This is a genomic window from Alkalihalobacterium alkalinitrilicum (assembly GCF_002019605.1).
In the GTDB taxonomy this organism is placed as follows: domain Bacteria; phylum Bacillota; class Bacilli; order Bacillales; family Bacillaceae_F; genus Alkalihalobacterium; species Alkalihalobacterium alkalinitrilicum.
This window is the reverse complement of the sequence record NZ_KV917368.1, coordinates 1,384,055-1,404,252: the sequence shown is the minus strand read 5'-3', so window position 1 is coordinate 1,404,252 and position 20,198 is coordinate 1,384,055. Positions and strand designations below refer to the sequence as shown.

22 protein-coding genes and 1 pseudogene are annotated in these 20,198 nt (G+C 34.9%); 14 read left to right on the top strand and 9 right to left on the bottom strand.

Going from position 1 to position 20,198, the window contains the following annotated elements:
* Positions 1-12 precede the first annotated feature (12 nt).
* The 7 genes and pseudogenes from BK574_RS06670 to BK574_RS06640 form a co-directional block, all read left to right on the top strand.
* On the top strand, positions 13-1,374 hold the full coding sequence (locus BK574_RS06670) for an IS4 family transposase (protein ID WP_078428025.1): 1,362 nt from the start codon (positions 13-15) through the stop codon (positions 1,372-1,374).
* 35 nt (positions 1,375-1,409) lie between these two features.
* Positions 1,410-1,766, top strand: a complete 357-nt coding sequence (locus tag BK574_RS06665; protein ID WP_218970548.1) for a response regulator — start codon at positions 1,410-1,412, stop codon at positions 1,764-1,766.
* Positions 1,767-2,049: 283 nt separating this feature from the next.
* Complete coding sequence (gene cls, locus BK574_RS06660; protein WP_078428023.1) at positions 2,050-3,498, top strand: cardiolipin synthase; 1,449 nt, start codon at positions 2,050-2,052, stop codon at positions 3,496-3,498.
* A 141-nt stretch (positions 3,499-3,639) separates the two neighbouring features.
* The gene (locus BK574_RS06655) at positions 3,640-4,503 is read left to right on the top strand and encodes an isocitrate lyase/PEP mutase family protein (RefSeq protein ID WP_078428022.1); all 864 of its coding nucleotides are present in this window, start codon (positions 3,640-3,642) and stop codon (positions 4,501-4,503) included.
* Positions 4,504-4,673: 170 nt separating this feature from the next.
* Positions 4,674-5,096 carry a DUF1801 domain-containing protein gene (locus BK574_RS06650; RefSeq protein ID WP_078428021.1) on the top strand — a complete coding sequence of 141 codons (423 nt, stop codon included), beginning with the start codon at positions 4,674-4,676 and terminating at the stop codon, positions 5,094-5,096.
* Between the two features lie 251 nt (positions 5,097-5,347).
* Entirely contained in the window at positions 5,348-5,551 is a 204-nt protein-coding gene (locus BK574_RS06645) for a hypothetical protein (RefSeq protein WP_078428020.1), read from the top strand.
* A 347-nt stretch (positions 5,552-5,898) separates the two neighbouring features.
* Positions 5,899-6,282, top strand: a pseudogene (locus BK574_RS06640) (endonuclease); the annotation flags it as partial.
* Positions 6,283-6,334: 52 nt separating this feature from the next.
* On the opposite strand, the gene BK574_RS06635 reads toward BK574_RS06640, so the two are convergent.
* Complete coding sequence (locus tag BK574_RS06635; RefSeq protein ID WP_078428018.1) at positions 6,335-7,009, bottom strand: response regulator transcription factor; 675 nt, start codon at positions 7,007-7,009, stop codon at positions 6,335-6,337.
* A complete protein-coding gene (locus BK574_RS06630; RefSeq protein ID WP_338020584.1) occupies positions 6,987-8,177 on the bottom strand; it encodes a sensor histidine kinase in 1,191 nt (396 codons plus the stop codon). The genes BK574_RS06635 and BK574_RS06630 overlap by 23 nt, the downstream gene beginning before the upstream one ends.
* A 338-nt stretch (positions 8,178-8,515) precedes the next feature.
* Here BK574_RS06630 and BK574_RS06625 point away from each other — a divergent pair, with 338 nt between their 5' ends.
* Together BK574_RS06625 and BK574_RS06620 are read left to right on the top strand one after the other, a co-directional pair.
* A complete protein-coding gene (locus BK574_RS06625; RefSeq protein WP_158211559.1) occupies positions 8,516-8,803 on the top strand; it encodes an AbrB/MazE/SpoVT family DNA-binding domain-containing protein in 288 nt (95 codons plus the stop codon).
* 196 nt (positions 8,804-8,999) lie between these two features.
* Positions 9,000-9,659 carry a hypothetical protein gene (locus BK574_RS06620; RefSeq protein WP_078428016.1) on the top strand — a complete coding sequence of 220 codons (660 nt, stop codon included), beginning with the start codon at positions 9,000-9,002 and terminating at the stop codon, positions 9,657-9,659.
* Between the two features lie 252 nt (positions 9,660-9,911).
* On the opposite strand, the gene BK574_RS06615 is transcribed toward BK574_RS06620, so the two are convergent.
* From BK574_RS06615 to BK574_RS06605, 3 genes are all read right to left on the bottom strand, one after another.
* Entirely contained in the window at positions 9,912-10,742 is an 831-nt protein-coding gene (locus BK574_RS06615) for a cytochrome c oxidase assembly protein (RefSeq protein ID WP_338020583.1), read from the bottom strand.
* Positions 10,735-11,253 (bottom strand): DUF2243 domain-containing protein, encoded by a 519-nt coding sequence (locus BK574_RS06610; protein WP_420796929.1) that lies wholly within the window; start codon positions 11,251-11,253, stop codon positions 10,735-10,737. Before BK574_RS06610 ends, BK574_RS06615 begins: the two co-directional genes overlap by 8 nt.
* Before the next feature lie 384 nt (positions 11,254-11,637).
* On the bottom strand, positions 11,638-12,753 hold the full coding sequence (locus tag BK574_RS06605; RefSeq protein WP_078427739.1) for an IS4 family transposase: 1,116 nt from the start codon (positions 12,751-12,753) through the stop codon (positions 11,638-11,640).
* A 547-nt stretch (positions 12,754-13,300) separates the two neighbouring features.
* Between BK574_RS06605 and BK574_RS06600 the strand changes: the two genes are divergently transcribed.
* Both BK574_RS06600 and BK574_RS06595 read left to right on the top strand, forming a co-directional pair.
* Positions 13,301-13,855, top strand: coding sequence for a DUF3231 family protein (locus BK574_RS06600; RefSeq protein WP_238457970.1), 555 nt, complete (start codon positions 13,301-13,303; stop codon positions 13,853-13,855).
* Between the two features lie 59 nt (positions 13,856-13,914).
* On the top strand, positions 13,915-14,427 hold the full coding sequence (locus BK574_RS06595) for a CBO0543 family protein (protein ID WP_078428013.1): 513 nt from the start codon (positions 13,915-13,917) through the stop codon (positions 14,425-14,427).
* Between the two features lie 6 nt (positions 14,428-14,433).
* Here the strand turns inward: BK574_RS06595 and BK574_RS06590 are convergent, their stop codons facing one another.
* The 3 genes from BK574_RS06590 to BK574_RS06580 all read right to left on the bottom strand — a co-directional run bounded on the left by BK574_RS06590 (position 14,434) and on the right by BK574_RS06580 (position 16,870).
* Positions 14,434-14,964 (bottom strand): YsnF/AvaK domain-containing protein, encoded by a 531-nt coding sequence (locus BK574_RS06590; protein WP_078428012.1) that lies wholly within the window; start codon positions 14,962-14,964, stop codon positions 14,434-14,436.
* Between the two features lie 301 nt (positions 14,965-15,265).
* Entirely contained in the window at positions 15,266-15,748 is a 483-nt protein-coding gene (locus BK574_RS06585; protein WP_075388640.1) for a YsnF/AvaK domain-containing protein, read from the bottom strand.
* A 198-nt stretch (positions 15,749-15,946) separates the two neighbouring features.
* Entirely contained in the window at positions 15,947-16,870 is a 924-nt protein-coding gene (locus BK574_RS06580; RefSeq protein WP_075388641.1) for a S66 peptidase family protein, read from the bottom strand.
* Positions 16,871-17,234: 364 nt separating this feature from the next.
* Here BK574_RS06580 and BK574_RS06575 point away from each other — a divergent pair, with 364 nt between their 5' ends.
* The 3 genes from BK574_RS06575 to BK574_RS06565 all read left to right on the top strand — a co-directional run bounded on the left by BK574_RS06575 (position 17,235) and on the right by BK574_RS06565 (position 19,772).
* Positions 17,235-17,564 carry a 4-hydroxyphenylacetate 3-hydroxylase N-terminal domain-containing protein gene (locus BK574_RS06575; protein ID WP_078428011.1) on the top strand — a complete coding sequence of 110 codons (330 nt, stop codon included), beginning with the start codon at positions 17,235-17,237 and terminating at the stop codon, positions 17,562-17,564.
* Positions 17,504-17,728, top strand: coding sequence for a 4-hydroxyphenylacetate 3-hydroxylase C-terminal domain-containing protein (locus tag BK574_RS29180; protein WP_158211558.1), 225 nt, complete (start codon positions 17,504-17,506; stop codon positions 17,726-17,728). The genes BK574_RS06575 and BK574_RS29180 overlap by 61 nt, the downstream gene beginning before the upstream one ends.
* Positions 17,729-18,386: 658 nt before the next feature.
* Positions 18,387-19,772 carry a protoporphyrinogen oxidase gene (locus BK574_RS06565; protein WP_078428009.1) on the top strand — a complete coding sequence of 462 codons (1,386 nt, stop codon included), beginning with the start codon at positions 18,387-18,389 and terminating at the stop codon, positions 19,770-19,772.
* Positions 19,773-19,949: 177 nt separating this feature from the next.
* Here BK574_RS06565 and BK574_RS27380 read toward each other — a convergent pair.
* Positions 19,950-20,198 (bottom strand): IS3 family transposase (locus BK574_RS27380; RefSeq protein WP_158211557.1); only part of this gene is annotated, 249 nt, incomplete at its 5' end.

The following is a 20,198-nucleotide window of genomic DNA, read 5'->3' as shown; positions in this document are numbered from 1 at the left end:
GGTGTCCTCTATATGATAGCGAATAATGACCAAACTAAGCAACTACCAAATGAATTAAAATCTACCTTTAAAGAACTAAAAGTGTTAAAACATCTTAGAAAAGCTGGAATTACCAAGTCTTTTGGCTTTACCTGTGCTTATTTATTTCAGCTCATTTTCTGTTTGATCTTTGAAAACAAAAACTGGTTTCGAACACTCGAAAGTAGGAAATCTACGGATATTCCAGCTAAAGACGCGGTCTATCGTTTCTTAAACCATTCCACTTATTCATGGAGAAGGTTTCTACTCTTATTAAGCACACACTCGATTGAAAAAGTAAGTAACCTTACGAATCATGAGCGTATCAAAGTGCTGATTGTTGACGATTCTTCTTATGATAAAAATCGAAGTAAATCAGTTGAACTTCTTGCGCGTTGTTTTGACCACGCTTCTCAAAAAATGCGCTTTTACAAAGGCTTTCGTATGCTTACATTGGGTTGGTCTGACGGTACAACGTTTATGCCTGTAGACTTTTCCTTATTGAGCTCTAAAAACAGTGTCATCAATGGAATATCAGATAAAATTGATAAACGCAGTTCTGGTTATAAGCGACGTGTCGAAGCATTACAATCTTCACCTGAACAAATTCCATCGATGGTTCAGCGTGCCATGAACTCGGGAATTGAAGCCTCTTATGTGCTGATGGATACTTGGTTTACACATCAGCCGCTTATTAAAGAGATCAAGGATCAAGGTCTTGATGTCATTGGCATGGTGAAAAACTTAAAGCAACGTTATCTTATCCAAGGAAAGAAGTTCGGTCTAAAAGAACTGTATCACTTAGCCACTCCTATCCAGGGTAAGAAGGGAATTCTTCGTTCGATTCATACCACACAAGCGAATGGGATTCCTGTCAAAATTGTCTTTGTCCGCAATCGTAATAAAAAGAGCAAATGGTTGGCAATTTTAAGTACAGATTGTTGTTTAAGTGAACAAGAAATCATTCGTATCTATGGAATTCGCTGGGACATTGAAGTCTTTTTTAAAACAACAAAGTCATTATTAAAGCTACAAAAGGAGTTTCAAGGTCGTTCTTATGACTCCTTGATTTGTCATACCACGATTGTGTTTACTAGATACATTGTACTCTCTTGGCAGAACCGTTGTAGCACAGACCAAAGAACATTAGGCGGTCTATTCTATGAATTATGTGATGAAATCAGTGATCTTGATTGGGCTGTTGCACTTGGGCAGCTAATCGAGCTTCTTCAAGATATTCTAAAAGAAAGTAACAAAAAGATTCAAAAATTAATTCAATGTCAACTACAACACTGGATTGCAGGCTTACCTAACTACATCAAGGTCTACCTGCCTATTTCAGTGTGCGAAAGTTGAGTTATTTATTAAAACCCATTAGTAAAAAAACTCTTTTGGCAGCTATTGGAGACATACAGCAAAATCAAGGAAATGTTGGTAAGAAAGAAGTTATCATTGAAACAACAAATCCCAAAAATAATAAAGTGAAACTCCTGCTCGTTGAAGACTCCATTGATAATAGGCACCTCATAAACGCTTATTTAAAAGGGTTAAATTGGGAAATTGATATAGCTGAGCATGGAGCCATTGCAGTAGAAAAGTTTAAGGAAAATAAGTATGATGTTATTTTGATGGACATTCAAATGCCCGTTATGGATGGGTACACTGCGACAAAGGAAATAAGAAAAATCGAACAGCAAGAAGGAAAAAAGGAAACACCTATTATTGCATTAACTGTGCTCATGCTTTAAAAGAAGATAAACAAAAAAGTATCGATGTTGGGTGCAATGTACACCTTACAAAACCGATAAAGAAATCTGTATAAATTTATGAATTGAACTCTACCTAGAACGAAATAAAAGTAGCGACTCAAACTAGTTTTGTTAAAATCAACAACGATAGCTATTTATAAGTCAGCAAGGCTCAACCTCAAAATAAAATAGGTTGAGCCTTTTCGGGTATAAAAAAGGGTTCACTGATTTAAATCCATGGTAAAATAATAGTAATAAACTAAGATTAGGTAGGATATGACAAATGGAGATTTATTCAATATTAGTAGCAGTCATGTTTATTATAAATATTTTATTTGCCAGTATTATTATTTTTATCGAGCGAAAAGATGCAAGTGCTACATGGGCATGGATCTTAATTTTATTTTTTATTCCTTTCCTTGGATTTATTATTTATCTTTTCCTCGGTCAAAATTTAACAAGAAAGCGTTTATTTGATGCTGAAGGGACGAAAAAAATAGGAATAGATCAAGTAATTGCTAAACAAATTGATCAAATAAAACATTCAGAATTTCAGTTTGATGACACAACTACTGAAAAATATAAGGATTTAATTTACATGCACCTCATTAACAACGATGCGATGTTAACGAAAGGAAATGAAGTTGAAATTCTTGTGGACGGAAGTAAGAAGTTTGATACGTTACTAGAAGATATTCGACATGCAAAAAACTTTATCCATATTCAATATTATATTATTAAAAATGATGGGCTAGGAAAACAAATTATTCAAGCCCTCGTCGAAAAAGCAAAAAAAGGCGTAAAAGTTAGGGTATTGTATGATGAGTTAGGTTCACGTAAGTTAAAACGAAAGGACTTTGTTGACTTAATAGCAGCTGGTGGAGAAGTTGGAGTATTCTTCCCTTCGAAACTCGCTTGGATTAACTTGCGTTTAAATTACAGAAATCATCGTAAGTTAGTAAATGTCGATGGGTACTTAGGGTATATTGGTGGTTTTAATGTTGGCGATGAATATTTAGGGTTGAATAAAAAGTTTGGTTATTGGAGAGATACGCATTTACGAATTAAAGGACCTGCAGTAGATTCTATTCAAAAAAGGTTCATCTTAGATTGGAACCACGCGTCTAAACACTATTATATTAATTACGATCCTCACTATTTTCCCCAAAAACCAATACAAGGAAAAGCGGCTATTCAAATTGTATCGAGTGGACCTGATTCAGAACGGGAACAAGTGAAGAATGGTTATATTTATATGATTATGTCAGCCAAAGAATCGATTTATATTCAAACGCCTTATTTTATTCCTGATCAAAGTCTTTTAGATGCACTACGAATAGCGGTTTTATCAGGTAAAGATGTTCGAATTATGATCCCAGATCGGCCTGACCATCCTTTTGTATACTGGGCAACATTATCCCATGTTGGTGAACTCATTAAAACTGGTGCTAAAGTATACATTTATGAAAAAGGATTTATTCATGCGAAAATGCTTGTTGTTGATCGGATAATCAATTCTGTTGGAACAGCGAATATTGACATGAGAAGTTTCAAACTAAATTTTGAGGTGAACGCTTTTATTTATGATGTTGAAACATCTGAAAAGTTGGCTCAAGTGTTCGAAAAAGATATGGAATTCTGTACTGAATTGACTCAACAAAAATATGAAAAACGATCAAAATTCATTCGTTTTAAAGAATCAATTTCTCGATTACTTTCTCCAATTCTATAGGGAAATGAACGAGACAACAGCATCTGCTGTATTTAATTAAAATATGAAGCACCAAACAGGGAATAAATTTCGTTTATCTTTAAAAATGAAATTGGTTAACTAATCTATAGTGATTAAAGAAAATGAATGGGAGGCGGCGAGATGAAAAAAAGAGAAATATTACGTAAACTACTCGCAAGTGAGAAGCCAATTATGGCACCAGGAGCTTATAATGGTTTAACAGCAAAATTAGTTGAACAAGCTGGATTTTCAGTCGTTTACATGACGGGGTATGGAACAACGGCTAACATTCTTGGGAAGCCAGATTATGGGTATTTAACATTAACTGAAATGGTTCAAAATGCAAAAAACATGGGAGCGGCAGTTGATATACCATTAATCGCAGACGCAGATACAGGCTATGGAAATATAATTAATGTTCAGCGAACGGTTCAAGAATATGAATTAGCTGGTATTGCAGCCATTCATTTAGAGGATCAAGTCTTCCCAAAGAGATGTGGACATATGGAAGGAAAACAAGTCGTTTCAGTAAACGAACATGCACAAAAAATTAAGGCAGCCGTAAGCACTAGAACTGACGATGATTTCCTTATAATTGCTCGAACCGATGCAAGAGCTGTGAATGGTTTTGAGGATGCGATTGAAAGAGGAAAGGCATACGCAGATGCAGGAGCAGACATTTTATTCATTGAAGCTCCACAATCCATTCAGGAAATGGAAGCGATACATAAAGCATTTCCTAACATTCCACTAGTTGCTAATATGGTGGAACATGGGAAAACCCCGTTACTACCTATTGAGGAATTAGGTCAAATTGGATTTAAATTAGTACTTTATCCTGTCTCAGTTTTGTTTGCTGCTACGTTTGCTGTAAAAGAAATGCTAGAAACGCTATCTAGTCATGGAACCATCGAACCAAGTTTAGACCGAATGACCAATTTTCCAGAATTTAATCAATTAATAGGGTTAGACGAATTGATGGAGTGGGAAAAAAACTTTAAATAATGTTTGTTGATTGTATACACTGTGACCAGTGAAGCTAAGTGTGTTACAGTGTATTTATTTTATTATTAATTAGGGTTTGTATAACAATTTTTGAAGGTAATCGATTAATAATCACAAAGTTTTTCCATAAACCAAATCAAAATTTTTTAATAAGGGAAGGAGAGAAATAAATGTACGAATTAAAAACAAAAGAAACTGATAATAGTGTGATTGAATTTATCGAAGCGGTTGAAAGTCCAAAAAAACGTGAAGATGCTTATAAGCTATTAGATATATTTACTGAAACAACAGGGTATAAGGCGAAAATGTGGGGGCCAAGCATCATAGGGTTTGGATCATATCATTATAAATATGCATCAGGCCATGAAGGCGATGCGCCACTGGTCGGTTTTTCACCTCGGAAAGCTAAAATTAGTTTATATTTTGTAACAGGAGATACAAAGCGAGAAGAGATATTAAAGGATTTTGGAAAGCATACGACAGGAAAAGCATGTGTGTATATCAATAAAGTCGCAGACATTGATATTGATGTCTTAAAGGCATTAATTAATCAATCAATAACGTTTTTACAAGAAATGTATCCTGCTCAATAGCTTGGATATATGTTAGGTTGACATACATGATAAATAGCTTAGTTGAATTCAAGTATAAAGGAGGAGAGATTGACTTTAGCAAAATTATAGTCGATCTCTCCTTTAATTTTTGTGAACAGTCTTTACTAAGCTAAAGGCATAAATCACACCTTTTTTTCACTTTACATATTTAACTATTAATAACTATCTGATATTTTAAAATAGAAAGCTAAAATTAAAAATGAATGAACTTAAGATTTTGGAGGGAGATTATGCTTTACAACAAACTTATCCAATTACAGTTGGAAGAGTTAGAATGTATGGAAAACTGTGAGCATGATACTCTTGTAGTAAACCTAACCGAAAATCAAAACAAAATCAAATCAAGTAAAAAATTATATTATGATCAAAAACAAGATGAAATTTGGATTGAGAATTATTACCGCGAAATTACAATAAATAGGAATCTACCCTAACAAATAGTCCATGAGTTTAAAGATTTAATTACGAAAACTCATCAATACAAATATCCCTATTACATTAGTAAAGATAAGTTATATTCTTGGGTAGACCTTCAACCAAATGGAGAATTAATTGGAATTTATTCTGGTGAAAGAAAGAACCCATTACAAGCAATTGAAGAAGACTATGAGATCATTCAAAAGTGATTTCAACAATATAGAAAACTAATTTTATATTACCAGTCTAATAGTAAAAAGATGACTGAAGAGGTAATGAACGTTTCGAGACAACACCGATTTAATACGGAACATGTAGTACCACAATCTTGGTTTAATGGAGGAGAACCGATGAAAGGGATTTACATCATTTGTTTGTTTGTGAACCTAATTGTAACAATGCTCGGTCAAATTTTCCTTATTTTGATTTCAGAGAATATTTAACTGTTCCAAGAAAGTTAAGTAATAGTAACTACTGTGGTACCTTCGAATCAGATCGTTTTGAACCGAAGTTTGGAAAAGGTACAGTTGCTCGGGCAACTCTTTATTTTTTGTTACGTTACCCTAGTAAAATAAGAAAAGGTTTTCGGAAAAACCTTAACATTTCTTTATTGAAAACATGGCATGAGGAATTCCCGGTTGACATATATGAAAAGCATAGGAACAAAGCCATTTATGAAATCCAAGGGAATCGAAATCTTTTTATCGACTTCCCTGAATTAGTAAAGAAAATCGGCTGGGAAATATAATATTTCTGCAGAAAAAGACCCGTACTACTAATTAGTTACGGAGTCCTCACTATCAACTCCACTTATACCCAATACCCCATACTGTTTTCAAATGTTCATCGGCAGGAAATCCCGCATTACGAAGTTTTTCCCTAAGGTTTCGAATATGGGAATCAATGGTGCGATCCTCAGTATCTGCTTTAAGCCCCCAGAGAGTGGATAGAAGGTGATCTCTCGAGAACACTTTATTTTGATAGGTTAAAAATAATTCGAGCAGCGCAAATTCTTTCGGTGTCATCGGAATTTTTTTATTTTGATACTGAACTTCGATCGTCGTTAGATCGACTGTTAATCCATGAAAAGACAAAGGACCGTCTTCGGTTTTATCACTTGTACGTCGAATGATCGCTTCTATTCTAGCAAGTAATTCCCCTTCGTCAAAAGGTTTGGACACATAATCATCTGCACCTTTTTTTAACCCTTTTACGATATCTCCCTTATCATTTCTAGCTGTGAGCATAATGATCGGAACGTTCGAAAATTGCCGAATTTTTTCAAGGGTAGTCCAACCATCCATTTCAGGCATCATAATATCAAGAATGACAATGTCTACATTCTGTTTTTCTAAGGATGCAATGGCTTCAATTCCTGAGGTTTCCTTAATACATTCATAGCCATAAGGTGTGATATATAAATCTAGGAGGTCGAGCATACGTTTTTCATCATCAACTAATAGTACGGTTTTCATCACTAATCTCCTTCAAACGAATAATAAAACATGTCCCTTCGCCAACTTTACTTTCAACTATTATATCAGCATTGTGAGCTTCAACAATTTCTTTTACAATCGCCAACCCTAAACCAAAACCACCTGTTAACCTAGAACGGGATTTATCAACACGATATAATCGGTTAAAAATGTGTGGTAAATCTTCACTAGGGATGCCGTTACCTTCATCTTGGAGTTTAATAAGAATTTCGTTATTCATGCTTTGTACTTCGATCAAGGTAATGGACTTTTCTGGCGAATATTTAAGGGCATTATCTAATAGATTTAAGATCACTTGTTCAAATCGCCGCGGATCAATGTCGACAATCGGTTCCGATGTACACATAAACAACAATTCTTTTTCTTGATTATGGAAAACGAGTCGAGCTTTTTCATAGATGGAAGATATGAACTGTTTTAGATTGACTCGTTCCGTTTGAATCGTAAACATGTTTTGATCCATTTTGGCAAGATCAAATAATTCTTGTAACAGTAGATAGACACGCTCAGATTCCTCATGGATGATATACAAGTACTTCATTCTTTCAGTTTCCGATAATGTTTTTCTTCTTCCAATATCCGCATAGCCTTTAATATAAGTTAGCGGTGTGCGAAGTTCATGAGAAATACTTGCCAAAAATTCATTGCGTTCCTTTTTTAAATAATTCAAATCATTAGCTAACGATTGAATTGATTTCGATAACTCACCGATTTCATCATTCGACTTAATTGGGACAGTGACTGAAAAATCTCCATTACTAATTTTCTTCGTCGCCTCCTTCATCGAGACAAGTGGTTTCGTTAATACTTTTAATAAGAAGATAATCGTAATGAAAAGAAATAAGAGAATAAGAACTATAGCCAAAAGAAAATGGCGGTTTAAATGGGTAATAAATGCCTGAATATGATCTGTACTTTTAAGCATATAAACGTATCCTTGATTTCCTTTTCCATCATTAAATGGCGATACCGTTGCTATATATTTTTCCTTTTTCCAATCAGATTGCAGAATATGTCCACCTTCTGCATGACTAAAGTTTTCTTTTTCAAGTATAAATTGAGTAGCAGAGTCTATCGGACTCGAGGTTTTTATTATGTCTCGGTTTGTATTTGTGATGACCACTTCAGTATCTGCTTGTGCTTCCATTAACGCAATATGATGAAGCGTATCGTGATAAAACGAGATTTCTAATACATCGCGATGACTATTTCCTCTCGCTTGTAAGGAAAGCTGTTTCGATAATCAATATACATAAAAAGAACCATAAACCAACTTTAATAGAAAATTTCATCATCATCACCTTTACAAATAATAACAAAAGTTTAAACATAAATTGTTGAGAAAATATGCAGTCCAGACTTTATGATGATTTTTTTTAAAACAGTTGTCTAAGCTCTAAATTAATTTTTCGTTTCTGCATATTTTCTTGACTTATTCTTGTTAAGCTTATACTAAATATTTCTTGTAATAAAGGTGATTCAAAAGTGAATGTATGTAAAATATCCAACCGTGGCTTAATTACTTTTTCAAAAAAAGTCAGGGAGCAACTAAACCTTGCCAACGGAAAACTATACTCTGTTTATGTTTACCATAAAGACAAGACGATTATTATCGAACCCCTTTTAGAAGAATCCACACATAATCAATGTGTGTTTCATCAAGGAAGAATTACAATTCCTAAGGAGATTAGAAATCTACTAAACATTGGTCCAAATGATCATTTTATCGTCGAAGGCATAGGGGAGAGAATATTTTTAAAAAAAGAATATTAAAAGGAGAACCATCAAGATAACTGGAGTTAAAGTAAGAAGTGAAAAAAATAATCTAGTTGCAAAAACCACGTGTTCATGTATAATATGTGGTTTTTATCTTTCAGTTTGTATACATAAAAATTAGATTTACATCTTTTTTACTCTATTGCATGTACAGCGTTTTGTAGTCATAAATATTAAGTAAGGAGGGGACAACTTGAATCCATTTTATTATTACATCCTTATCAGCCTCTTACTTACAATGATCGTTATGACTATCATCTCTTACCTACTCAAAGATAAACTATTACCGATGCACAGGATGATCGTATCGATGACGGTTTCTATGAATATAGGATTAACTGGTGGCGTTTTGTTTGGCGTATTATTTCAAGGTGAATTATATTTTTCTACAATAATTTCTATATTCTTTGGATTACTAGCTGGAGCTTTATCTGGAATTTCATTAGGTATACTCTCAGCTATCGAAGGTGCTATGGCTGGCTTAATGGGAAGTATGATGGGGGCAATGTTAGGTGATATGATATCAGGATCGGAAGCTTCTATTATTTTAATGATTTTTATTACTTTTACAATAAGCTCATTGCTCTTGTTTTTCGTTTTATGTGCTGGTGATAGTCAAACGCGTATTGGCTACAATAGAAAATGGCTATTTAAACCATTGTTTGTTTTCATGGGGATAGGTTCCTACTTATTATTTGGATTTCAACTAAGTAAAGACGTTAGCTATTCAAATCAACAAGATCATAATCCAGGTCATCTTGCAGAAATATTTCATCAAAGTAATAACATAGGAATCGTTACGACAAGGGAAATGGCAATGGTAGAAATAAGTAATACAAAGATGGTTACTTAAAATCGTAGTTTAGATACTTTAAACATTTATATAATAATATTTACCGTTAAGTAACTAAACCAACTAAAAGTAGTATAAGACGAGGAGGGCATTAATCTAAAAGCTGTCCTCCTTTTTTGTTCAAACCCTCGTTATATGAAATCTGTTCAACGAATATATTAATTGAACCCACATCGTGTGGGCCCCAACTAACCATCAGTCGGGGGAAAAGGAAGAGGAAACCCCTTCACTGATGGAAGTTTTACTTTTATATCAAGTACTTTGAGAAGAGTACAGTTCCGATTCCCAAAATAATCGAGGACGTGTATCTTTATACCATTGATAGCAAAGAATGAGTATAATCATAGCATCTATGATATCCCCTCCATAGTACATGAGCATTGCGCCGATTTCTGCTTGTGTTTGAGAAACTCCTGCTGGTGGATGAGCGTAAATATATTTTGATAAAATCCCATGCCCAGCCAAAGCAATTACCAAAACAACAGAACGGTACACATGGCTCGTATGATGTGGCTTTGGATCAATATAAATCATGGATAAAGTGAAAACATAGCCTGCCAAAAATACGTGTGTATGAATAACTATATGTAAAAATGTGATTTCGTGCATGGCAGTATATAAATTAGTTGTATATAGAATCCATAAACCTCCAACGTTTAGTAGTGTTGCAACAATTGGATCACTTACAATTCGAACGGGCATTGTATCTAGTAACTTAGCAAGTCGTCTTGCTTGAGTGATTGGGAGACAACGTAAGGCAAGGGTCATTGGAGCAGCTATTACCATTAGAAGTGGAGCTAGCATACCAAGCAATAAATGAGCAATCATGTGTGCAGTGAAATCAACATGTGCTTTTTCCGCTAACGGTCCAACTACTGCCAATATGGCACAAAAAGTCCCACTCGTCCATAATCCAGTGCGAAAAACGGGCCATTTTTGTTTATACTTACGATTTGAAATCCACACTGCAATGCTATACAGTACGAATCCTAAAACAAATGGTAGAGCTAAGATGAACTGCGGTAAAATTCCAATCGCATGGTGAAGATGTATTCCTTCTCCAGGGTGAATATGACTATACATGATCATTTGTTACTGTACTTCCAGTTGTTTTGTGATTTTGTGTCCGATTAATAAGAATTATCCCAACGATAATAATGGCTAAAGCAAAAATATTCCAGACGACATCATATACTATCACGTTTTCTACATATCTAATTTGATGAATTCCCATTAACTTGTGTTGAATAATTCCATCGTACAATTGGAAAACTCCTGCACCGAGAAAGACACCACCCCACCACCTTGTAAACCATAAGGCGTTTCTTCTCCTAAGATCAGCAAACATAAATAAACCCGCAATTGTTGCAAACCAACTAAAGGCATGAAACAAACCATCAGAGATTAACCCCATGCTAGTTGTTGATAGATCATAAAAATGGTGCCAATGTAGTAGTTGATGAAATACAACCTCATCAAAAAATGCAATTAGGCCGACCCCAAATAAAATACCAGACCATAAATTGCGCTTAGAATATAATTGCCGATTCATCATATTTGATTTTTGCTTAGTATTCATTGTTTCTTTTTCCATAAGTACGCCCCGCTGATTTAGTATTAAATGCATAGATGGTAAAAACCGCATTGATTTATATTATTTTCTCCAAGAATTAAATTTCTTAGTCAAAATTTCGTTTAAACTAATGTAGTCATAGAGAATAGGAACACCCCCAGTTTCGCTAACTTTATTGGTAAAGATTTTATTTTATTTCAAAATCAATCAGCTGATCCATTAAAAAATAAAAATACATAAATGGACACTAGTGTTGCATAAAACTGCATTCTATAAGTTAGAATATTCTGTATTTTGCACTTCGTGGCAAATGAGCTAAAAAGACAACACCAAGCGAAAGGTGGTACTGTCCATTTGGTAAAATTATACATTTAGTTCTTAAGTGACGGTCAGCTAGTAAAGTTCTTACGGAATCCCTTTGGGACTAATATAACTGAACCATACATGGACTGGCCGCCATAAAGTTCTCTTCAACCATCGAGTGATCTGTAAAAGTGTTTGCTTACTTTTGATTTCTAGTTGGATAAGTACACTAAGGCAGTACGTAATCAGTCCTAAAAACAGTTGATTGTGAACTGCTTCTTCACTATAACCAAAAAAAGTTTTAATTTTTACGTGCTGTTTTAACCATTTGAAAAAGAGCTCAATTGCCCACCTTGAACGGTATAGATCTCCAATTTCTTCAGCTGTTAAATCGAAGCGATTGGTAATCAAGCGTAGTAATTGTCCTTTTGAATCAACGGTTTCAATAATACGAAACACATTTTCACATCGCTTTTGTGTTGTGCCGATATAGGCCATTTTGTCTGATGTTACTGGGCTACCTTCTGGAATGTTAAACGTTTCAATCTCTCGAATAACTGCGTTTTTCTTTAGTCTGGATAGGAAAAAGATACCATCATCTGTATAACGATCAAATCGTTCATAATCAACATACCCGCGGTCAAACACGTACATGGCGTCTTTATCATCAACGAGTATTTCAAGTTGGTTTCGGTCGTGTTCCGAAGCATCTGTGATAATGGCTTTTTCTGGGTATGCCAATTCCTGATCCACGTAAACTAACCTAAGGTGAAGTTTTACGCCAGCTTTAGTCTTTCGAAATTTGGCCCACTGACAACGAGTAAGATTGAGTGGCATCGTACTAGAGTCAATGATTTTAATCGGTCGGATGGCTTTTCGTTTTTCTGTCTTGAGGTGAATCAGACGTACAAGTTCAAGAAAGATAGTTGATAAAAACTCAGGGTCTATCGCTCTATTCTTACGAGAAAGCTGAGAGACACTGATTGATTTAAATCCAAGTTCTTTCTGTAACTTCTCATCAGCCAGTGCTGTATTAAGATCATGGAGACTTTCCATTTGATTTAAGTGAGCATAAAGAAAAAGCTTAGTAAAAGAGAGTGTTTTTAGCTTCTTTGTGTACTTATCAAGTTGATACTTTTCAACTTGTTCATCAAAAAGTTTTATATTTATGGGCGCAACCCATTTACCAAATGAAGATAATCGTGTATTCTTGTCCATAGCTGATATCCTTTACTTTTGGATTTGGACAGGAACCACCTGTACTTCCATTGTAAAGGATTTTTTTGTATCCAAATCAATCAATAATTGAAGATTTATAGTATTTTAAATATTTCGTTTCTTTTAATGCAACACTAGTGATAAATGGATTATTGCCAATACTTTTGGTAGGAGGCGATGAAAATGGTTCGTTTAATACGATTATTGCTTAGTCCACTCATAAAAAAGGTCAGTAAACTAACTCAACAATTTCACATTAACCTGATAAGCTTCTTATATCTTCTCAAACTTAGTCGTTCTTGATTAATTTCATAAACTGGTTCCATAAAACGGAGCCAGTTTTTTTCTAATAATCCGCGTTTGTCATTAGTTCAATAACTGCCAGTAACAACTAAATGACACAGACTAAATGCGCCACGTTCTGTGGCAACGTCTGTGTGACCCCCACATCGTGTGGGCCTTAACTAGTAAATATTACTTCCATTCCCTAAGAATGATTTATAGGTTTCAGATTAAAACTACTTAATATAGATAAAAAGGGGTGAAAATGTTGGCAAATACTTTTGAAGCTGTTTGGAATGTAGTAAGTAAAGAATTTGATAATTTAACTTCATCTAAAACACCATTACATATTGGCGAAGCGATGGATTGTTGGGTGTATCTTACGTCGTTAGGAGAATTTATCAGATTTGAGGAGATGAGCTTAAATACAACGATAGACGATGAGGTAAAGGAAATGTTAACAGATGCAATAAGAATGTGTGAAAGCCAAGCACAGAAATTAGGTGACTTCATGAAAAAAGAAGGAATCCCTTTACCTGAAACAACTCCGCCAAAACCAAACTCTGAACCAAATGCAATTCCTTTAGGAGTAAAGCTAACTGACGAAGAAATTGCCAATGGCATTACATTAAAATTAACAACGTGTCTAGCAATGTGTGCAAAAGGACAAATTGATTCCATTAGAAATGACATGGGCATGCTTTGGTTTAAATTTCATCTCGAAATGCTTACGTTTGGTACAAGCTTAAAAGCATTAATGATGAAACGTGGCTGGCTAAAGATACCCCCATATTATTACCCACCAGGACAACCACAATAATAGAAAAAGATTATAATTTGTAATATCATTAGGTGGTGAAGAGAGGAGGGAGTAGCACATTGTTCAACAAATTCGAAAAAAACGTTTTACGGTTCCTTTTAACATTTGGATTAATAGCAGTTCCTATTTCAATAATAGGAAAGGATTATAGAAAGTGGATGAAGGCGTTCTTACTTAATGGATACGCTAATACATTTGTTGCGCCGTTATTAGAAAGGATAGGATTTTTGAAGTATCCAGTCAGAATTCTACCTAAAGTATACCAAAGTAGTATTCTTTACGATTACTGTTTATGTTCTTTAGTTACAACATGGTATTGTCGAATGTCTTTAAAAGATAACTGGAAGATAGCCCTTATCAAAGTTTGGTTCTTTGCTCTTCCACAAGCCATGGCAGAATGGTGGTTAGAAAAGAATACCCAACTGATTAAGTACAATAAAGGTTGGACTTGGGTTCATTCATTAATGACGATCGCTATTGCTAAATATATGGTGAGGTCTTCCCTTGTAGCAATGGATTTTTATGACATAAAAAAACTTAAACAGGATAATATAAAGAAAGAGCCAGTTTAATATGGCTCATTTTTTATGGGGGTGGTGTTTTTTGTTATCCTCCTGAACATCTGCTACACCTTTAACCTCAAGCTCAGCCGTTTCCTTTTTTATGGTTTCTTTCACTTGTTGTATTTCTTCAATTTGTCGTTTTGATACTGAAACTTCGGCTACTTTAACTGGATGTTTATTAATTTCGATTTCCTCTTCTTTAACAGGAATACGGTAAACTTCGTCACTCCCAGCTTCTATCACCATTTCTTCGCGGCGAATGGGGACTGTGATGGTTTTTGGTTCTTCAACGACCTCTTTATGAATTTTTACTTCACCTGTTTGCACTCGTTCTTTTTTAATATCTAATTCCTCTTCGCGCAACTGCAATGTATTATCATCAAATTTGTTTTGTGTTTCTTCTGCTGTTTGATTCTTTTTCGCCAGTATTGTGTAAAGCATTCCACCTACAATTGCTCCAATGATAATTCCTGTAAATATAGTAAAGCCCAATAACCAACTTATTAAGCCTCCCATTATAACACCAATAAGAATAGATTTTCCCATAGAGCCTCCTGAGTAAAAGTTTTTTATCCCACAACAACTGACAGTAATACCCCCACTCAAGACTTCGAGAAATCAAAGAAGGATAAGGTGGGCGATAAATGCCAGTAACAACTAAAAGAATACAAACTAAATGCTCCACGATCTGTGGCAACGGCTGCGTGAAAACCACATCGTGTGGGCCTCAACTAAACATCAGTGGAGGAACCTCACTGATGGAAATTTCACATTATTATGATGCCCATTGAAGTGGTGAAATATGAAAAGAGGCTGACCGTTTTTCGAATCAGCCTCAGTACTTTAATTACCGGTCTTCATTAATAACATCTGTATCACCATGTGCTTCTACGTCTGCTACTTCTTTATGAATTACATCGCGTACTTGCTCAGTTTCTTGAACTGAACGTTTGTGAGCAGAAATTTCACCAGTTACAACCGTATGCTTATCTACATCGATCTTTTCCGCAGTAACGGGAATGTGGACAGTTTCTTCATTCGATATCGGTTCATCAGTTGGTTCACGATCAATTGCTTTTCTCTCCACGACTACTTGATCATGAGCAACTGGAACATTAACAGTTTGTTCTTCTTCGATGATATCCTTATGAAGCACAACATCGCCAGTTTCCACACGATATTTGTCAATATCTAACTCTTCTTCACGAAGGTCCAGGTGTGCGTTGTCATCTGCAAATTCTGTATCTGTAGCTCGGTCAACTTTACGTACTTCTTTTCGACTTTCCTTCTGAGTTTCGTCTTCACCGTTTAACCAATCAAAAAAGTTCATAGTTAAAACCCTCCTAGGAAATGTGATTTTGACCTGATTACAAATATTATCGTAACCAATGGGAGAATAAACTATTCGAAGGGTGTTTAGATAATAAATTTTCATTTAAAAACCTATACGTTATCATTTGAAATGATTGGTTGCACCTGAAGTGAACCTGATACGCTAATTATGTGTTGCTTTTTAATATTAATTTAGTTAAGGAGAAACAGTTGGTTCCATTACAGTCAATGTATTTTTTGTCGTATTAAGATTAACCCTAGCACCGATAGGAATCGTCGCTTTATACAGTCCATGACCTGTAGCAAGGTTAACCATTAACGGTTTACCTAAAGGAACTAACCATTCATTTATTAAATTTTCATACGTTGATCCATAAGAGGCAAGACAATTTATACATTCACCCATGATAATACCAATAGAATCATCAAGCTTCCCTGACATTTGTAATTGTGTGAAATAACGATATATCATCGTTGTAGGTGCATTAATTTCTTCTAAAAAAAGAATTTTTCCTTTTGTATCAATTTCAAATGGAGTACCTAGAGTATTTACAATTGAAGCTATATTTCCTCCAACAATTGCTCCAGTTACATTTCCTGGTACTAAACTCATTAATGGCATTTCGGGTGGATTTTCGATAATTCTCGGAGATACTAATGTAGAGGTCGCTGAAAAAAAATGATTGTAATTATAGGCAGGTGTGTCAGGTCTAAAATCGATAAGCATTAAGCTGTGGAACGTAATTAAATTACTGTACTGATACAAACTATTTAGTAATACCGTGATGTCACTATAACCAGAAATTAGTTTGGGATTCTCTCTAATGACATCAAAATCGAGATAAGGAAGGATAGTCTGAACTCCTGTACCCCCTCGTGTTGGAAGGATCATTTTGATACTCGGGTCTCGGAACATGTTCATAACATCTTCAGATCTTTGCTCGGCAGGAGCAGCTGCGATTCCTTGCCAAGAATACATGTGCCTCCCAAAAGCGATATTAAAGCCCATATCTCTCAAATTCTGAATTCTCATGTTAATAATATTAGCATCAAGAGGGCTGCCCAGTGTTACTAATCCGATCGTATCTCCACTTTGTAACAGTGGTGGTTTTATGGCCATAATTTTCTCCCCTTGCATTTAATTAATTTTATGATGAATAGCTCTTAGTTGTGGTTCAAAACCAATAACTTTTATCTCTCAAAACAGTGGTGGTTTTATCAATATATATGAAAAATTACTTATTTTAATAACAAATTATTACATTAGCAATTGTTTATTCTGTTACTGTATTAACACATGGTAAATTTATGATTTTTTGAAGATTAATTTTTAGAAAAAGAGCAGAAATTATCGATGCTGCAGTGAATGTTTTTTCGAAAAAAAGATTTCATGCTACGACTACAAAAGGAAATCGCAGGTTTCTGATCCGATGGAGAGTCATAGTAAAGACGTTACAGCCTTATACGAAATTTTGTGATCAAGTATCCGATTAAATTTATATGTTCGTGTCGTTGAAAAAAATCAAAAAGGGATTGTCTTCCGCGGGGCAAAAGCCAATTTAACAGGGGATCCTTATGTTCATGAGTTTATTGTGCTCCCAACTCGTGCGATGAAAGAAAAGGATGTTGATTACGCAGTATCGTTTGCCGTTCAAGTCGATGCACCAGGTTTACAAATGATTGCAAAGCCAGCAGCTGAAGCTCCATTTAGTTCAATTATGGACATTGAACAGCACTTGTTATTTTCAATGATGTGTTTATCCCGTGGGAAAAAGTTTTCTTATGTGCAGAGTGGGAATATACAGGCAAATTAGCAGAGTCTTTCGCGAACCATCACTGGCAATCATGTATCGGAGCACTTGCTGGTCTTAGAGATATGATCATTGGGGCTTCTGCATTGATGTCTAAATATAATGGCGTACCTCATAATGAGGTCTCACATATTCGTAGGAAAGATAGAGTAAATGCTATTTGTTAGAGTACCATTATCTATCATTCGAGCCTTATAAAGTAATTTTTATATCTCGGGTGATAGGTTTGCATTGTTGATAATAATAAGTACCAAACAAAAGGGGAGGTTCAAGATGCTTAGGCAAGCGGATACAGCATCAGTATTAGTGGATATACAAGGAAAATTAGCGAAAATCGTAACATTGATCTTAGAAGCATTAATAAAATGACTGGAAGAGTGACCCAATTTAATGAAATACTAATCCTATTTATGAATGCAAACATTTGAAGAACACAAACGTTTGCGAAGTTTTTTCTGCTTTTTTCGTTATGGAGTAAACACGATTACCCTAAACCACCAAGTTGAATAAAGCACATGATGACCATTGCCCAAAAACCCTAATCTGTACTTGTAGGACTTTCGATGGGATTAACCAGAGATCGAACACATCAGTAGGGAGACAAGTGATAATTTTATAATGTACATCTGACGAATTGGACTTTTTAGCGTTAATATTTACGTTAGCAAGACCAAAAAAGTCGAATATCTGCTATCCTGATGTGGAAATATTTACAGGATAGTGAACAAGTAGTGCTAGGAACCTATTGAGTGCTATAGGTGCCTAGCACTTTATAGTGAAATCATTTATATTAGGTAGGTAATGATTATTAGGAGTTGAAATGTATTGAAAACAATTGTTGTTATCGGTGGGGGAATTACAGGGCTATCTACGATTCATTATTTGCAAAAGCTTAAAAGAGAGAAACATTTAGAAGTTGAGTTAATTTTAATGGAAAAAAATGAGTACTTGGGTGGAAAAATCCATACCGTACGTAATAGGGATTTCATTATTGAAACTGGTGCAGATTCTATCGTTGCACGACACGAGAGTGTCATGCCGTTAATTAAAGAGTTAAATATAGAAGACGAAGTCGTTTATAATGCAACAGGGATTTCGTATATTTATACAAATAATGAGTTACACGCTATTCCTGTTGATACGGTGTTTGGTATCCCAACAAGTGTAGAATCTTTATTTAGCAGTACACTAGTGTCTACAGAAGGTAAAAATGAAGCGCTTAAAGATTTAGATACCAACAACGAAACGTTCACTCACGAAAGCTCAATCGGATCGTTTCTTGAACATTTTCTAGGAAAAGAGTTAGTTGCAAAGCAGATTGCCCCTGTATTATCAGGTGTGTATTCAGGAGACCTTAATAAGTTAACGATTGCTTCAACACTACCTTATTTGCTTGAATATAAAAATAAGTACGGTAGCATTATTAAAGGGTTAGCAGAAAATAGAAAACAATTTCTCGCGGCTGCAGACAAAAAATTCATTTCGTTTAATAATGGTTTGTCAGCATTGATTGACCAGTTTGAAGCAGAATTAAAGGATTGTAAAATAGTAAAAGGAGTAAACACCAACTCAATCCGTTTCGAAAATAACAAATATGAAATAACTTATTCAAATGATAAAAAACTTGAAGCGGATTATGTTGTATTAACGACACCTCATGATGTTTCGCAGAATATATTAAAGAACGAAGAACTAGATCTAGATTTTAACTTATTAAAAAATTCATCGCTAATTAGCATTTATCTCGGTTTTGATATTGCAGACAATGAGTTACCAGCAGATGGGACAGGTTTTATTGTTTCAGAAAATAGTAATGTAAAATGTGATGCGTGTACGTGGACCAGTAGAAAATGGGAGCATACTTCAAAACAACAACAGTTGTTAGTCAGACTTTTCTATAAAAGTTCTAATCCAGCTTACGAATCATTAAACCAATTGAATGAAGATGAACTCGTACAAGCCGCTCTGACAGACATTGAAATGAGTTTAGGTCTGAAAGGTACACCCAAACACGTTGAAGTGACAAATTGGGATCAACAAATGCCAAATTACCACTTAAAACATAGCCAAGCTATTCACTCACTCAATAAAAAAATGGCCACCCTATATCCTAATGTAATTCTAGCGGGTTGTTCATATTATGGGGTAGGTATAGGAGCTTGTATAAAAAATGGTAAAGAAACAGCCGGAAGGATTGTAAAAAGCCTATAAAATAGGCACGGAGTTTGTATATCTGTACATAAGTTATTGTTAAATTATTTAAGTATATCGTTTCTAATGAAGTTGAGTTTGCCTCGGAATTACCAAGTGAACTTAAACTACCTACATAAAAAAATAGAGCCTTATCAATTATTCATGGGTGGTTACCCCCAAATGTTAGAGTTTTTATTATGCAGCTGATTGGTTGGAGTGAGTTCGGTATTCAACTGGACTCATCCCAGCCAATTTTTCTTTTGATCGTTCATGGTTATACCAGTAGATATATTCTTCAATTCGTCTTTTTAATTCTTCATAGCTTACCAATTCTTCCCCATAATACATTTCTTGCTTTAAAATCCCAAAGAAGTTCTCCATCGAAGCGTTGTCTGCGCAGGTTGCTTTACGTGACATGCTTTGAAAAATTTTGTTTTTAACACC

Coding starts and splice junctions, on each gene's coding strand:
- BK574_RS06670 (WP_078428025.1), top strand. CDS start 13: ATGATAGCGAATAATGACCAAACTAAGCAACTACCAAATGAATTAAAA.
- cls (WP_078428023.1), top strand. CDS start 2,050: ATGGAGATTTATTCAATATTAGTAGCAGTCATGTTTATTATAAATATT.
- BK574_RS06655 (WP_078428022.1), top strand. CDS start 3,640: ATGAAAAAAAGAGAAATATTACGTAAACTACTCGCAAGTGAGAAGCCA.
- BK574_RS06650 (WP_078428021.1), top strand. CDS start 4,674: ATGTACGAATTAAAAACAAAAGAAACTGATAATAGTGTGATTGAATTT.
- BK574_RS06645 (WP_078428020.1), top strand. CDS start 5,348: ATGCTTTACAACAAACTTATCCAATTACAGTTGGAAGAGTTAGAATGT.
- BK574_RS06635 (WP_078428018.1), bottom strand. CDS start 7,009: ATGAAAACCGTACTATTAGTTGATGATGAAAAACGTATGCTCGACCTC.
- BK574_RS06630 (WP_338020584.1), bottom strand. CDS start 8,177: ATGGAAGCACAAGCAGATACTGAAGTGGTCATCACAAATACAAACCGA.
- BK574_RS06615 (WP_338020583.1), bottom strand. CDS start 10,742: ATGTATAGTCATATTCACCCTGGAGAAGGAATACATCTTCACCATGCG.
- BK574_RS06610 (WP_420796929.1), bottom strand. CDS start 11,253: ATGGAAAAAGAAACAATGAATACTAAGCAAAAATCAAATATGATGAAT.
- BK574_RS06605 (WP_078427739.1), bottom strand. CDS start 12,753: ATGGACAAGAATACACGATTATCTTCATTTGGTAAATGGGTTGCGCCC.
- BK574_RS06600 (WP_238457970.1), top strand. CDS start 13,301: ATGTTGGCAAATACTTTTGAAGCTGTTTGGAATGTAGTAAGTAAAGAA.
- BK574_RS06590 (WP_078428012.1), bottom strand. CDS start 14,964: ATGGGAAAATCTATTCTTATTGGTGTTATAATGGGAGGCTTAATAAGT.
- BK574_RS06585 (WP_075388640.1), bottom strand. CDS start 15,748: ATGAACTTTTTTGATTGGTTAAACGGTGAAGACGAAACTCAGAAGGAA.
- BK574_RS06580 (WP_075388641.1), bottom strand. CDS start 16,870: ATGGCCATAAAACCACCACTGTTACAAAGTGGAGATACGATCGGATTA.